This is a genomic window from Rhizobium sp. SYY.PMSO (assembly GCF_046840415.1).
Classification (GTDB): domain Bacteria; phylum Pseudomonadota; class Alphaproteobacteria; order Rhizobiales; family Rhizobiaceae; genus Rhizobium.
On sequence record NZ_CP177351.1, the window covers coordinates 791,915 to 805,680 of the forward strand.

Genomic DNA, 13,766 nt, shown 5'->3' on the forward strand with positions numbered 1-13,766 from the left:
CAAACCAAGGAGAGATAACATGACCCTGCAATCAAGGCTCGACGCCTTCAAGGCTGATTTCGAAGCCGGCAAAACACCTTATAACGTCCCCTATTCGGTCATCGAGACGATGCACCGCGCCACCGCGGAACTGATCGCCTCCGGTGCTGCCCAACATGCTCTGAAAGCCGGAGATAGTCTGCCTGCCTTCATGCTCTCCGATCCGGACGGCACCACGGTCTCGTCCGCCGACCTACTCGCCCACAGCCCGCTCGTCATCAGCTTTTACCGCGGTGTCTGGTGCCCCTATTGCAACATGGAGCTCCAAGCCCTGCAAGAAGCGCTTCCGCAGTTCGAGGAATTCGGTGCCAAACTCGTCGCAATCTCGCCGCAGAACCCGGCGAACAGCCGCAAGTCGGTGCGCCAGAATAATCTCACCTTCCCGATCCTGTCGGACCCGCGCAATCATGTCGCAGCCGCCTTCGGCTTGCGCTTTGAAATGCCGGATTACCTCATCGAACTCTACAAGTCACTGAAGAACGACCTGCCGGCCTTCAACGGTGATCCAAGCTGGACACTGCCGATGCCGGCCCGTTACGTGGTCGGCCAGGATGGTGTCATTCTCTACGCAGAGGTGAACCCGGACTACACGCGCCGCCCCGAGCCGGAAGACATGCTACCGGCACTGCGCCGCGCCACCTCGCAGGTCGCCTGATCGAAATCTTGAAACGGCCCTGCTCGGATGAAGCGGGGCCGAGGGGAATTGCCATGAAGAGAACATTCCTGATCACCGGCGCCAGCAAGGGTATCGGCCTTTCCCTCGCCAAGCGCCTCGCTGGACAAGGACACGATATCGTCGGTATTGCACGCAACGCCGTTGACGATTTCCCCGGCCGCTTCGAGCGCATGGACCTTGGCAATCCTGCATCGAGAGACAAGCTCGTGGAAATTGTTCGCGAGAATAGCATCGACGGTGTTGTGAACAATGTCGGGCTGGTGCGGGCGGAACCGCTCGGCGCGATCACAATCTCGACGCGCGAAGAGGTAATGCGGGTCAATCTGCATCCGGCCCTCATCGCGGTGCAGGCCACTTTGCCTGGCATGAAATCCAGAGGCTGGGGCCGCGTCATCAATATCTCCAGCCTTACAGTGCTCGGTAGCATCGAGCGTACCAGCTATGCCGCCGCCAAGGCCTCCCTTGTCAGTTTCACTCGAAGCTGGGCGCTGGAAGTCGCCTCCTTGGGCATTACCGTCAATGCCGTCTCGCCAGGGCCGACGGAAACCGAGCTGTTCCGGCAAAACAATCCGGCCGGCAGCGAGGGAGAGGCTCGCTATCTCTCAAGCGTGCCGATGCGCCGCTTCGGAAAGCCGGACGAAATTGCCGCAGCCATCGCCTTTCTCCTTTCGGACGAGGCCGCCTTCATCACCGGCCAGACGCTTCATGTCGATGGCGGCGCATCCATTGGCAAGGCGTCGTTTTGAACCCTATATGCCGGTGCAAACTCAAACCATCGGTGCTAATCCTGTTGCTTAGCTTCTGATGGGTTCGCCTTCAGGCCTGCGGCTGCGCAGGATCCGGATAGATGATTGATTGGAATGACGTCCGTTATTTCCTTGCTGTCGCAAACGAAGGCTCGGCCGCCGAGCGTCTCGAGGTCGATCATTACACCGTGCTACGGCGCACCGCCCAATTGGAAGGCGCCTTGGAACGCAAATGTTCGAGAAGTGGCCCCTCCAGCTATCGGCTGACAGATGCGGCTGAGGAAATCCTTGAATTCGCCGAGCAGATTGGAGCATCCTCGAGCCAGCTTGCGACAGGCGTGTTCGGTCGCTACCAGAGCGAACGCTTTCCCTTCAGCTTGCGTTCGAGGTGCTCCCTCATCTGCGGTGCCCTGCGGCGCAGCTCTCGCGTATGTGATGTTCGTCATTTCCTCGCCTTTCGTCCTGATATTTCGTCGCCGCTCACATCTGTCAGATTTCTCTTCAAATGCGTGGTCACATTGACGTTGGCGGCAACCGCCATCTGCGCGGTCATCAGTTTTGCGCGCCCCGGCGATGCAAGCAAGCGCAGGTCCTGGAGCTTATTGATCAATCCGCTGATCCTATTGCGTGCGGTTGTCGTGGAACTGATGTTCTGCCGTCCCGATCGTGGGCAGTTAATCTCATTGGCCACAACACACCCGGGTGTGTGTAACAGTCATCCCGCTTCTGTCGGTCGGTCCCCTGATCTGCATATTTCTTGCGTTTCGCAGAGGCGCTCCCTCTAAACCGGGACTTATGGGCGCAGCTGCCGGGCTGGCAGCGCGCGGCATTCACCGCGCCTTTCTATGCGGCCAACTCCATCGACGACAGCCCGTTGTTCGTTGCCAACTGGTATCCGCTCGCCTCATTTATCGTGGCAGGCGTGTCCTACTTCGTCGGTGCAAGGTTGTTGCGTTGGTGACGCCCGCGTCATCTGCGCGCGCCCAGCTGAAGAAGCTCGATCGCCGGACGTACCACTCCCTCGAGCAATGTCCGGTCTGGACGGACACGTGCGAGCACCCGAACCCCAAGCAAAACACCCAGCAGGTGTCGGGCCAACTCATCAGCTGACATCGACGACGTGATCGCGCCCTGCTCTTGCCCTTTCCGGACGCATCGCCGGAAAAAATCCTCGATGCGCATGAGCACCTCGGCGACGACTCGCTGAAACTCGTCATCATGGGGTGCGACGTCCAGCGCAGCGTTCACAAGCATGCATCCCTTCCGGGCAGGATCCTCGACGGATCGCGACACGATATCGTCGAAAAAGGCAACGATCGCATCGAGCGAAGGAAATTCTTCACAGCGCGCCAGGCGAGCGACAACACTCCCCTCGACGTAACGATCAAGCGCTCGCTGATAGATCGCGCGCTTGTCGCCGAAGGCGTTATACAAACTCGCTCCGGTGATGCCTGTCCTGTCAACAAGGTCGCGCATCGACGTGGCCTCGTAGCCGCGGCTCCAGAAACATTCCATAGCGGCATCGAGCACCGCACTCTCTTCAAATTCTCGCGGCCTTGCCATGTTCTCGTCCGTCCAGACCTCTCTCAGAATTTACCGTGCCATGATTGTAACGAGATTGCATTCTAGAACGAACGTAATAAAACTCAATTTCGTCAGTTTTTGCCGAAATGCAAGCCCCGGGGGGAAAGCCACATGGGACTGAAACAAGACCTCGATGCCTTCAAGGCTCAGTTTGCGCAATCTGCGCCGGCAGGACGCGTCGAGTTCTACGCCACAAAAATTGAAGAACTCCGCCAAAGCTTCGCACGCGACAATGCGATCACCGAAGGCGACATTGCTCCTGACTTTTCACTATCGGATGCCAAGGGCGGCTCTGTGTCGCTTTCGACGCTCTTGGTACAGGGCCCGACCGTGATCACTTTCTATCGTGGTGGCTGGTGCCCTTATTGTAATATTCAGCTGCGGGCCTACCAGGCTATCCTTCCACAGATCATTGCCGCCGGAGCAAGCCTCGTCGCGATATCTCCTCAGGCGCCTGACGGCTCCTTATCGACAGCAGAGGTGAACGCCCTCACCTTTAACGTCCTCAGCGATGTGGGAAATCGCGTGGCGGGTAGCTTCGGCCTTGTCTATTCATTAGCTGACGAACTCCGAGCGGCACTGCGTTCCGTCAACAAGGCGCTTCCCGACATCAACGGCGACGATAGTTGGGAGCTCCCAGTGCCGTCGACTTACGTCGTCGCCCGCGATGGCCGCGTCAAGCTTGCCCATATCGACGTCGACTACACACAGCGCCTTGAGCCCGAGAAAATTTTAGCCGCGTTGGGTTCGCTGAGGGCAATATGACGCATGGCGAACAGTGAGGTCTCGGCCACGGAAGCAATAGCCGAAGGTGACTTCGCCTCGTCATCAGGCCTGAGGCGGCTCACCGGTTTCGTTTGGGCGGGCCTGTCGGTGATCATCTTCTCCGGATGGTTTGTGGCAACGCGGTTTAGCGTCATACGCGAACTCCGCATTTGGGATATCACGGCTTTGCGCTTCGGCGTGGGAGCACTTCTTCTTGCTCCGACAATCATGCGTGGATCGTCGCGACTCCCGTGGGCGGCATGGAGACAGGGATTAGTCTTTTCCATGCTCTGGGGCGTTCCTTTTGTCCTCCTCGTCGCGCTCGGCCTACGGCTTACGCCGTCTGCAGACGCGGCTTCAATTGCGCCGACGATAATCCCGGTCTTTGCGGGCATCTTCGGGTGGATGTTCATTGGGCAATCGCAAGGCGCTATGCGATGGATCAGCTATGCCGCAATTGTCGTGGGATTAGCATGCCTGCTTTCCGCCACGGCGCTCAATCGAGGTGCGCCGGATCCGACAGGCGTCGCGGCGTTGGCCGGCGCCGGGGGCTTATGGGCCGTTTACACGCCGGTATTTCGCGCAAGCGGTCTAACCGTGACGCAGACCGCCGCTCTCATTTGCATTTGGTCGGCGGCCTACTTCGCGATATTCTCGTTCAACCGCGCTGTCTCACAGCTAGCCCCTTCGGCAGCAAGCGCCATTATCGCGCTCCTGCCAGCAGCCGTAGCGATGCTCGCGGTTCCGGTTCTTGCTGAGACACCCTCTTTTAGCAAGGAGCTGTCGATCGCCGTCATCGTCATCGGGGTTCTGCTGGCTTCCGGGCCTACTCCATCACCCGTGCATTCATCCGTCAAAATCTAAAGGAGAGACATATGATTCGCTTCTATTTTCATCCGACGCCAAACCCCGCGAAAGTGGCCCTCTTCCTTGAAGAGGCAGGTCTTCGCTATGAGACCGTCCCCGTCGACACCAGCAAGGGCGAACAGCACTCGCCGTCGTTCCGTGCCATCAATCCCAATGGCAAGGTGCCGGCAATCATCGACACCGAGGGCCCTGGTGGCAAAGAAGCTCGCCTGTTCGACTCGACCGCGATCCTGATCTACCTCGGGGAAAAGACCGGCAAGTTCGTCGGCAAACCGGAGGATCGTCCCGAGCTTCTGTCGTGGTTGCTCTTTTTGGCGTCGGGCCTCGGCCCGTTCTCAGGCCAGGCCGTCCATTTCCAATTCACCGCCCCCGAAGGACTCGACTACGCCGTCAATCGCTATCGCAGGGAGGCCGAACGGCACTATCAGGTGTTGAACGATCACCTCGAAGGCAGGGCCTACATCGTCGGCGACGACTACACGATTGCAGACATCTCGGCCTGGGGCTGGCTGGACCGTGCCTCTCGGGTGCGCAAAGGCGCGGAAGATCCTCTCGGTCCCTATCCGAATCTGAAGCGGTTGTTTCAAACAGTGGACGCTCGCCCGGCGGTCGCACGGGCACGCGCAGTCGGCAAGAACCACACGTTCAAAACAGTGAATGATGAAGAGACCAAGCGCTCTCTCTTCCCATCGAACTATCCGCCCGCAGCGTGAGCTGACCGAAGACGTGGCGGAGAACAAAATGACGAGCTCCTCTGACTATACACCCCCGAAAATCTGGACGTGGACCAAGCTGAGCGGCGGCACGTTCGCCAGCATCAACATGCACAATGCAAGTGTACTGTTCCAGTAAAACGCTTCCGGAATGTGAGAGTTGCATGGATCGAATCGAGGCAATGAAGTTGCTGGTCACCATCGTCGAAAAGGGCAGCCTCTCCGCGGCCGGGCGGAGCCTGGGCGTTCCGCTGGCCACCGTGAGCAGGAAGGTATCCTATCTCGAAGCGCATCTGAAAACCAAGCTTCTGAACCGCTCGAACCGGAAGTTGACGTTGACGGACGCGGGCGAAGCATATTTCAAAGCGAGCAGACATATCCTTCAGCAGATCTACGAAGCAGAGCGTGCTGCTGCCGGCGAATACGTTGCGCCACGTGGCGATCTGGTTGTCACAGCCCCCATTGTCTTCGGCCGCCTGCATATGGTCCCTATCATCGTCAACTTTCTCGACGCTTATCCAGAGGTGGACGTACGACTGACGCTCGGCGACCACATCACCAATCTCCTCGATGAGCACATCGACGCAGCCCTACGCATAAGCCTGCTTCCCGATAGCACCCTTATGGCGACAAAGGTCGGCGAAATCCGGCGCGTGGTGTGCGGTAGTCCAGCCTATTTCGAAAAACACGGTCTGCCCCGACGCCCCTCCGATTTAAGCCAGCTCCCTTGCGTCACATTCGAAGGGCAGTCCAATCCGCTGTCGTGGAGCTTTGGCATCGCAAGAGCCCCGATCACCGTGCCCGTTCATTCGAGGTTTGTCGCGACAACGGCGGAAGCGTCGATCAACGCGGCAAAACTCGGAGCCGGTGTGACGCGCGTTCTTTCTTATCAAATCGAAGACGCCGTCAGGAAAGGCGAACTCGTCATCGTGCTCGAGGAGTTCGAGCCGCCTCCGATACCCGTAAGCCTGGTCTATCGAGGCGGAGGAATGATCCCACTCAAGCTCCGAGCGTTCCTCGACTTCATGACTCCCCGGTTGCGCGCGCTTCTATCGCAAATCGGCCCAAAACGCGGTGCGGAGAACCATCTCGCGGGCGAAGAGGACACGCTTCAAGGATCAGAGACACTCCAGGGTCGAAAGACCGGGAAGGTCGTCAAGATCTCAACTGAGCTTTGAGCAAAAGGACGCCGTAATTCAATTCGACGTTTGATGCTGGTTACCCCTTCCACGAAATGGGAGGTAGCGTTCCAACTATCACGTATTCTGCGTCCTTTATTTGCGTTCTATCTATGCGGATGACATCCGCCATAGAACGAGCAAGCACGATGAGCCGACCACCCTTTCCGCCATTCACCCAAGCGACCGCCACTGAAAAAGTCCGCATTGCCGAAGATGGCTGGAATAACAGGGATCCCAAAAGAGTTTCGCTCGCCTATACCCCGGACACGGCTTGGCGCAACCGGTCCGAATTCGTCAATGGTCGCGGCGAGGTCGTCGCGTTTCTGACGCGCAAGTGGAGCAAGGAGCTCGACTACCGTCTGATCAAGGAGCTCTGGGCGTTCTCCGGAAACCGCATTGCCGTCCGCTGCGCCTATGAATGACATGACGACAGCGGCAACTGGTTCCGAAGCTATGGCAACGAGGATTGGAATTCGCGCCGGACGGCCTGATGCACCGGCGGTTCGCCTGCATCAATGACCTTCCGATCGCAGACGCTGATCACAATTCCGGTGGCCGCTTGGCCGCCATCCTGATGACCACCCGGGTTTGAGCGACCTCGGCCTGTGCCGTTAACATCACAATATTCCAAGGAGATAACCCATGACCAAGCTGTTGTTCGTGCAAGCGTCGCCACGCGGCACGGATTCCAAATCGATCGAGATTGCCGACGTCTACCTCAAGACTCTCCAGGCCGGAGACCCGAGGCTCGAAATTGACAGACTCGACCTTTGGGACACGAACTTACCGGCTTTCGACGGCGATAAGGCTGCAGCAAAACTTAACGTCATACTGGGCAACGATCAAAACGCCATCCAGCAAACCGCCTGGGATCAGATCGTCGGCATTGCCAATCGCTTCATCTCCGCCGACCGCTACCTCTTCGCGGTGCCGATGTGGAATGGCGGCATTCCCTACCGGCTGAAGCAGTATATCGACATCATCCACCAGCCTGGTCTTCTTTTCGGATTGAAGCCGGAAACCGGCTATTTCGGACTGCTGGAAAACAAGCAGGCGACGCTAGTCCTAACGTCTGGTGCATTTGCGCCGACTTCGCCGTCGCCCGCCTTCGGGGTGGATCACCATTCGACCTACTTGCGTGCCTGGCTGAACCAGGCGGGCATATCAGCGATCGACGAGGTGCGCTTTCAGCCGACGCTCCTGACAAGCGACGCTGCCGCTGACCTCGAACGCGCCAAACAGGACGCTGTTCGCCTGGCTCAGGGGCATGTCCGAAACCAAACTGTCAACGCAGGAGCGATTTGATGAGAAAACCGATTGTATTGGCAGCGGCGGTGGCCGCGAGCCTTTTCGCCGCGCAGGCGGCTAGGGCCGAGCCGATGGCGTCCACGTCATCAAGTACGACCTACCATCGTGTGCAGGTAGACGGCGTAGGCGTTTTCTACCGCGAAGCCGGACCCAAGGATGCGCCGACCATCGTGCTCCTCCACGGCTTCCCATCTTCGTCGCGTGAGTTCGATACCCTCATTCCGTTGCTCGCTACGCACTACCATCTGATCGCGCCGGATTTTCCAGGCTTCGGTCAGAGCGATGCGCCGCCACCGTCAAGCTACACCTATACGTTCGACCACCTGGCGAAGACGACCGACGACCTGCTCGAAACACTGAAGATCAATAATTACACGCTTTACATTCACGACTATGGCGCGCCAGTCGGGTTTCGCATCATGCTGATGCACCCCGAGCGACTTCACGCGCTCATTACCCAGAACGGCAATGTTTATAAGGACGGCCTAGGCCCCAAATGGGCGAAGATCGCCGAATATTGGGCCAATCCGAAAGAGCATCCCGAGGTGGTCAACGCGTTTCTGTCGTTCGAAGCAACGAAGGGCCGCCATCTCGCCGGCACGTCGCATCCCGAGCGCTACAACCCCGACACCTGGACGGATGAATACGCGCATCTATCCCAGCCGGGTCAGCGCGAAATCCAATCAGATCTTCTCTACGATTATCGGACCAATGTCGCCTCCTATCCAAAATGGCAAGCGTGGCTCCGCGATCACAAGCCGCCCACGCTGGTCGCGTGGGGTGCAAATGATCCGTCGTTCACGGCGCCGGGCGGCGAGGCGTTCAAGCGCGATCTGCCCGATGCTGAAATCCACCTGCTGGATGCGGGCCATTTCGCAATGGACGAAAAGAACGACGAGATCGCGCGGCTGATCCGCGATTTCATGGCGAAGCATCCCGGCTGATCACGGCTCAGGATTCCGAGTCTCTAACCGATCGTTTACGGCCACCAAACGCGGAGGAAATGTACCTCAAGGTGGCCAAAGGAATTCGGATAGATGGCTTTTCTTCCCTATCGTCGCATGGACCGCTCCGCCCTTGACTTGGCGTATAACAATGTCCGGGCGGAGCCGGATTATTTGGCCATGATGGCTCGCTTCAAGGAACAGGGTGATGCGCTTTATCGCAATGTCGACGCTCGGCGCGATATCGCATACGGCCCTCGACCCCGCCAGCGTTTTGACTGGCTAACGGGCGACCGCGCGGACGCGCCCACTTTCTTGTTCGTCCATGGCGGATACTGGCAAAACTACACAAAAGAAGATCTGGCATTCGTTGCAAAAGGAGCGCTGGAATGTGGATTTAATGTCGTGCTTGCTGAGTATACGCTAGCTCCGGACGCGTCCATGACCGAGATCGTCGGTGAAATCGGATTGATGATCGAGTTTCTGCAGAACAGTGGGAGCGATATCGGTTTCGGCGGGCGGCCGGTCTGTCTCTGCGGTCATTCCGCTGGCGGACAGTTGGCGGCCCTCTACCGAAGTCACCCTGCGATCACTCTGACGATGACGATTAGCGCATTGTTTGACCTGGAGCCAATCGCGCAGTGTTGGCTTAACGACAAACTCCAATTGACGCCGCAGGAGATCGCGCGATTTAGTCCGCTCCGCAAAATCGAACCGGGCGCTCCCTTGATCGTCTCCGTCGGGGCCGATGAACTTCCCGAGCTGATACGCCAATCGGAGGATTACGCCGACGCTTGTAAAGCGGGCGGCGAGACCGCTTCATTTCTATCGCTTCCTGGGCGGAGACACTTCTCGATCCTAACCGATCTGGCGGATCCGAACGGCGTCCAATTGGCAACTGTCGCCAGCGCACTCGCGAAATCGCTCTGATTGAGGATCCCACAGCTTCCGGGCCCTGCCTTTTCACCATTCACCGCTGCATACCCGGACTTGAACGACTCGGCTCGCGCAGTCGAGCCGACTGGCCTTGCTTTATCACCAGCAGCAAAAACAGCCGCGTGGCGAATGGCGCTGACGGTCGACAGGAGACCAGCTGGTATCCCCGGAATCGCTGGAGAAAAGACCGCTATCTCCGCGATTAATCTCCCGATTTCTGGAAGATTAAGTTCCAGAGAACCGCAATATTCATCAAATGCGGAAGCACATAAAAAAACGGCAGGCAATGTCGCCTGCCCCAGAATAAGGACACAAAGCTATGTCCCGCATCGCCATCCCGGCTTCCATCGACGCCGCCCCGTCTTCCTCTCAGCCCTTTCTCGAAGCTGCGAAAAAGCAACTCGGCAGTGTCCCGAATCTATTCCGTCTCGTCGCCAACAGCCCAGCCTCGATCGAGGGCTATCTCGGCCTCCTCGGTGCACTCGGAAAAGGCCAGCTACCGGCGCCGACGCGCGAACGGATCGCCATCGCAGTGGCGCAGATCAACGGGTGCGATTATTGCCTGTCAGCTCACACTTACCTCGGCAAGAATCTCGCAAAACTCGATGACGCCGAAATCACTGCCAATCGTAATGGCGCCTCGAACGATCCCAAGGCCGATGCGGCGGTGAAGTTCGCTGCGACGGTCACGCGCGAGCGTGGGCATATCAGCGACGCTGCACTTCAGAGCGTTCGCGCCGCCTGTTATGACGATGCGCAGATCATCGAGATTGTTCTGCACGTCGCGCTCAACACGCTGACGAACTACGTCAACGAAGTTGCCAAGACCGACGTCGACTTCCCCGTTGTTCGAGCACACGAAGCGGCCTGAAGGACGCTCACGACTCCGTGAGCATTTTTTTTGTAACGAAAGACGTCAAACTCACGAAGACCTATCGTGCCGCTTATTCGAGGCACAATCCAACAAGGAGTAACCGAATGTCTGCAAAGTCCGCAATCAGCTCATTGATACTCGCCGGTGCCGTTTCAAGTGCGCTAGCCTCTATCGCCGTCGCTGCCCCGTTGACCAAGGCCGAAGAGCAGGCCGCCGTCTCCGCTCACAAGGTGAAGTGCTACGGTGTTGCCCTCAAGGGCCAGAACGACTGCGCCGCTGGTCCTGGCACCACCTGCCAAGGTACCTCGACCGTCGATTTCCAGGGCAATTCCTGGAAGTTCGTGCAGGGTGGCACCTGCGAGTCGATCGTGGTGCCGGGCGGCAAGCACGGCTCGCTGAAGCCGATCTGATCGCCACCATAACAGCCCCGGAAAGCGGAGAAACGCAATGACCTCGAGCTTCAATCAGAACACCGGGCTGACGGCGAACACTTTCCGCTTTCCGGATCATGCAATCGTCGGGCAGGCCGGGACGAGTTTCAAGCACGAGCATCTTCCGGCGATTATGGCCGACGGGAAGTCCAAGGGTTTCTTCGAGGTCCATGCCGAGAACTACATGGGGGCCGGTGGCCCCCCGCATCGAGCACTCGAAACGATCCGTCAGGACAACCCTGTGTCACTCCATGGCGTCTGCATGTCGATCGGAGGCCCACAGCCGCTCGATCGCGAACACCTCGGACGATTCAAGTCGCTCGTTGAGCGCTACGAGCCTGCGCTCGTGTCCGAGCATTTGGCCTGGTCGACACACGAAAACACGTTCTTCAATGACTTGCTTCCATTGCCTTATACCAACGAAACGCTTTCGAGGGTGTGCGCGCATATCGACGAGGTGCAGGAAGAAATTGGGCGTCCGATCCTCCTTGAGAATCCATCAACCTATGTGATGTTCCGTGAATCCACGATGAGCGAAACCGACTTCATCCGCGCCATAGCGCGGATGACCGGTTGCGGTCTCCTTCTCGATGTCAATAACGTATTCGTATCGGCAACCAACCACGGTTTTTCAGCCCTCGACTATCTTTCGAACTTCCCGCTTGCCAAAGTTGGAGAAATCCATCTCGCGGGTCACGCCGAGCAAGCCGACGACGAGGGCGAACTTCTTCTTATTGACAGCCACGACGGCCCGGTCGCCAATGCGGTGTGGAAGCTTTACGAAATCGTCATTCAGAAATGCGGACCCGTCCCGACGCTCATCGAGTGGGACAGCAACATTCCCGATTGGCCTGTGCTCAAGGCCGAGGCGACAGCCGCGCAGCGCATTCTGGACCAATACGTCGGGTTCTCTTCTCTGGATAAGAACCATGCAGCTTAGCCGCTTTTCACGACATGATATGCGCCAGCGTCCGACCTACGCAGACGCCTTTTCCTCAGCCCTCGTCGATCCAGATCATCAAACGCCTGATGTGGTCGCGGGTCCGAACGGGAAGGCTGCGGTCAAGCGCTACAACGTTTATCGCAACAACGTCACGGTCAGTCTTATCGACTCGCTCGCCGCGATTTATCCGGTCGTGCAACGTATCACTGGTGTCGAATTTTTTCGTGCCATGGCTCGGTTTCATGTGCGGGCAACGCCGCCGACTTCGCCTCTCCTTTTCGAATATGGGCGCGAGTTTCCGGCCTTCATCGAACGTTATGAATACGCGCGGGGAATGCCCTGGCTCGCCGATACGGCACGCATCGAGCGGGCCTGGCTCGATGCCTATCACGCGGCGGATGCCATCCCGCTTGCGGCCGAGAGGCTTTCTATTGTCCCGCCGGAACATCTCGGCGAACTTACCTTCAGGTCCCATCCGGCAACGCGGGTAGTGAGATCGCGATATGCCGCACTCACCATATTCTCTGCCAATCGCAGCACGGACCCTGTTGATCCGATCGACGCGACCGAAGCCGAAGATGCCCTCATCACGCGCCCGGAAAACGAGGTCGAGGTTCGTCACCTCCCGGAAGGCGGGGCGGTTTTTCTGACTGCATTGATCAGCGGGCAGACGCTCGCCACCGCGGCTGCGGCCGCGATGGCGAGCGCCCCCAATTTTGACCTTCCCGCCAGCATTTCCGGCATGTTCACCGCCGGTGCGTTCACTGGCCTCGACTTTGGAGCGACCTCATGAGTAGCACGAACCAATCAATTTCGGCGGCTGAAAGACTTCGCCCTATTTTGCGCCTCGTCGACAAGACGAGCCAGATCGTCCGCGCGATTGCGCAACCCTCCTTTGTCCAGCTTGTGCTGAGGGTGGCCCTAGCGGTTCCGTTCTGGCGATCCGGGATATTGAAGTGGGATGGCTTTCTTCAACTGAGCGACACGGCTGTTACCCTGTTCACCGATGAGTTCATGCTGCACCTTCCAGGTGGCCCCTACCCGTTTCCAGCTCCAACAGCGATGGCTTTCCTTTCTGGCTGCGGGGAAATCACCTTTCCAATCCTACTCGTCCTCGGATTTGCGACGCGATTTGCCGGTTTGGGCTTGCTCTTCATGACGCTGATCGTAGAGCTCACTGTGCCGGACGGATGGCCTATCCACATCACATGGGCGGCCATGGCTCTCGCCATCATGGCCTGGGGTCCGGGACGCATATCCGTCGATTACATCCTTCGGCGCTTATCCGCGCTTCCAACGAGCGTCCCGTAAAAGACAGCGTCAACCTGATCGTCTCGATCCGACCGAGTGACACCAGCGACGACCCGCCCTTTGCATGTAGCGTTCACGCTCGTCTACTTTCGAGCACTCGCGCTGAGCGATCAAGAGCTGCATCGATTTTGGCTAGCTCAGCCGCGAAGCTGCCTTCACCTAATCTGTCGGATGATGGCGGACTTCCCTCCCCTGTCGGCTCTCGTTCCATGGAGACCGCGGATCGCCCGATCAGGCTGGCAATCTCCGCCCTGCTTGTCGTTCAGTGTGGATTTTAGTTTGGCATTTCAATCTTGAAATTGGCATGCTGCGGCCGGGTTTAGCCAGCCAGGACAAGCCGTTTTTCGCTAGAAAGTTCAATAGACCTGTTTTTGCTGAAACTATTGCAAGGTCGAGCATCACATGTGATCTGCCAAATTCCCAGCCCAGTTGGCAATGGACAATTGGG

Annotated in this window: 16 protein-coding genes and 3 pseudogenes; 18 read left to right on the forward strand and 1 reads right to left on the reverse strand. The window is 58.1% G+C overall.

What is annotated here, in order from left to right; translation table 11 throughout:
* Positions 1–19 precede the first annotated feature (19 nt).
* From ACJJVH_RS30375 to ACJJVH_RS30395, 5 genes and pseudogenes are all read left to right on the forward strand, one after another.
* On the forward strand, positions 20–694 hold the full coding sequence (locus ACJJVH_RS30375; protein ID WP_412066266.1) for a peroxiredoxin-like family protein: 675 nt from the start codon (positions 20–22) through the stop codon (positions 692–694).
* A 53-nt stretch (positions 695–747) separates the two neighbouring features.
* Positions 748–1,461, forward strand: a complete 714-nt coding sequence (locus ACJJVH_RS30380; protein WP_412066267.1) for an SDR family oxidoreductase — start codon at positions 748–750, stop codon at positions 1,459–1,461.
* Between the two features lie 101 nt (positions 1,462–1,562).
* Positions 1,563–1,827: pseudogene (locus ACJJVH_RS30385) on the forward strand (LysR family transcriptional regulator); the annotation flags it as partial.
* Positions 1,800–2,066 (forward strand): annotated as a pseudogene (locus tag ACJJVH_RS30390) (NrsF family protein); the annotation flags it as partial. The pseudogenes ACJJVH_RS30385 and ACJJVH_RS30390, both read left to right, overlap by 28 nt.
* A 152-nt stretch (positions 2,067–2,218) precedes the next feature.
* Positions 2,219–2,422: an NrsF family protein gene (locus ACJJVH_RS30395; protein ID WP_412066268.1), complete on the forward strand. Its 204-nt coding sequence runs from the start codon at positions 2,219–2,221 to the stop codon at positions 2,420–2,422.
* Between the two features lie 8 nt (positions 2,423–2,430).
* Here the strand turns inward: ACJJVH_RS30395 and ACJJVH_RS30400 are convergent, their stop codons facing one another.
* A complete protein-coding gene (locus ACJJVH_RS30400; protein WP_412066269.1) occupies positions 2,431–3,024 on the reverse strand; it encodes a TetR/AcrR family transcriptional regulator in 594 nt (197 codons plus the stop codon).
* 132 nt (positions 3,025–3,156) lie between these two features.
* Here ACJJVH_RS30400 and ACJJVH_RS30405 point away from each other — a divergent pair, with 132 nt between their 5' ends.
* The 13 genes and pseudogenes from ACJJVH_RS30405 (at position 3,157) to ACJJVH_RS30465 (ending at position 13,318) form a co-directional block, all read left to right on the forward strand.
* Positions 3,157–3,810 (forward strand): peroxiredoxin-like family protein, encoded by a 654-nt coding sequence (locus tag ACJJVH_RS30405; protein WP_412066270.1) that lies wholly within the window; start codon positions 3,157–3,159, stop codon positions 3,808–3,810.
* A gap of 3 nt (positions 3,811–3,813) precedes the next feature.
* Positions 3,814–4,674 (forward strand): EamA family transporter, encoded by an 861-nt coding sequence (locus tag ACJJVH_RS30410; protein WP_412066271.1) that lies wholly within the window; start codon positions 3,814–3,816, stop codon positions 4,672–4,674.
* Between the two features lie 11 nt (positions 4,675–4,685).
* On the forward strand, positions 4,686–5,390 hold the full coding sequence (locus ACJJVH_RS30415; RefSeq protein ID WP_412066272.1) for a glutathione S-transferase family protein: 705 nt from the start codon (positions 4,686–4,688) through the stop codon (positions 5,388–5,390).
* Positions 5,391–5,554: 164 nt separating this feature from the next.
* On the forward strand, positions 5,555–6,568 hold the full coding sequence (locus ACJJVH_RS30420; RefSeq protein WP_412066273.1) for a LysR family transcriptional regulator: 1,014 nt from the start codon (positions 5,555–5,557) through the stop codon (positions 6,566–6,568).
* Positions 6,569–6,717: 149 nt separating this feature from the next.
* Positions 6,718–7,186, forward strand: a pseudogene (locus ACJJVH_RS30425) (DUF1348 family protein).
* A gap of 27 nt (positions 7,187–7,213) precedes the next feature.
* On the forward strand, positions 7,214–7,876 hold the full coding sequence (locus tag ACJJVH_RS30430; protein WP_113452467.1) for an NAD(P)H-dependent oxidoreductase: 663 nt from the start codon (positions 7,214–7,216) through the stop codon (positions 7,874–7,876).
* Positions 7,876–8,823: an alpha/beta fold hydrolase gene (locus ACJJVH_RS30435; protein WP_113452468.1), complete on the forward strand. Its 948-nt coding sequence runs from the start codon at positions 7,876–7,878 to the stop codon at positions 8,821–8,823. Before ACJJVH_RS30430 ends, ACJJVH_RS30435 begins: the two co-directional genes overlap by 1 nt.
* A 93-nt stretch (positions 8,824–8,916) precedes the next feature.
* Entirely contained in the window at positions 8,917–9,753 is an 837-nt protein-coding gene (locus ACJJVH_RS30440; RefSeq protein ID WP_113452469.1) for an alpha/beta hydrolase, read from the forward strand.
* A 325-nt stretch (positions 9,754–10,078) separates the two neighbouring features.
* Positions 10,079–10,630 (forward strand): carboxymuconolactone decarboxylase family protein, encoded by a 552-nt coding sequence (locus ACJJVH_RS30445; RefSeq protein ID WP_412066274.1) that lies wholly within the window; start codon positions 10,079–10,081, stop codon positions 10,628–10,630.
* Positions 10,631–10,737: 107 nt separating this feature from the next.
* The gene (locus tag ACJJVH_RS30450) at positions 10,738–11,043 is read left to right on the forward strand and encodes a DUF2282 domain-containing protein (RefSeq protein WP_113452471.1); all 306 of its coding nucleotides are present in this window, start codon (positions 10,738–10,740) and stop codon (positions 11,041–11,043) included.
* A 37-nt stretch (positions 11,044–11,080) separates the two neighbouring features.
* Complete coding sequence (locus ACJJVH_RS30455) at positions 11,081–12,004, forward strand: DUF692 domain-containing protein (protein WP_412066275.1); 924 nt, start codon at positions 11,081–11,083, stop codon at positions 12,002–12,004.
* Between the two features lie 19 nt (positions 12,005–12,023).
* Positions 12,024–12,800 carry a putative DNA-binding domain-containing protein gene (locus ACJJVH_RS30460; protein WP_412066276.1) on the forward strand — a complete coding sequence of 259 codons (777 nt, stop codon included), beginning with the start codon at positions 12,024–12,026 and terminating at the stop codon, positions 12,798–12,800.
* Entirely contained in the window at positions 12,797–13,318 is a 522-nt protein-coding gene (locus ACJJVH_RS30465; RefSeq protein WP_412066277.1) for a DoxX family protein, read from the forward strand. Before ACJJVH_RS30460 ends, ACJJVH_RS30465 begins: the two co-directional genes overlap by 4 nt.
* The last annotated feature ends 448 nt before the right edge of the window (positions 13,319–13,766 follow it).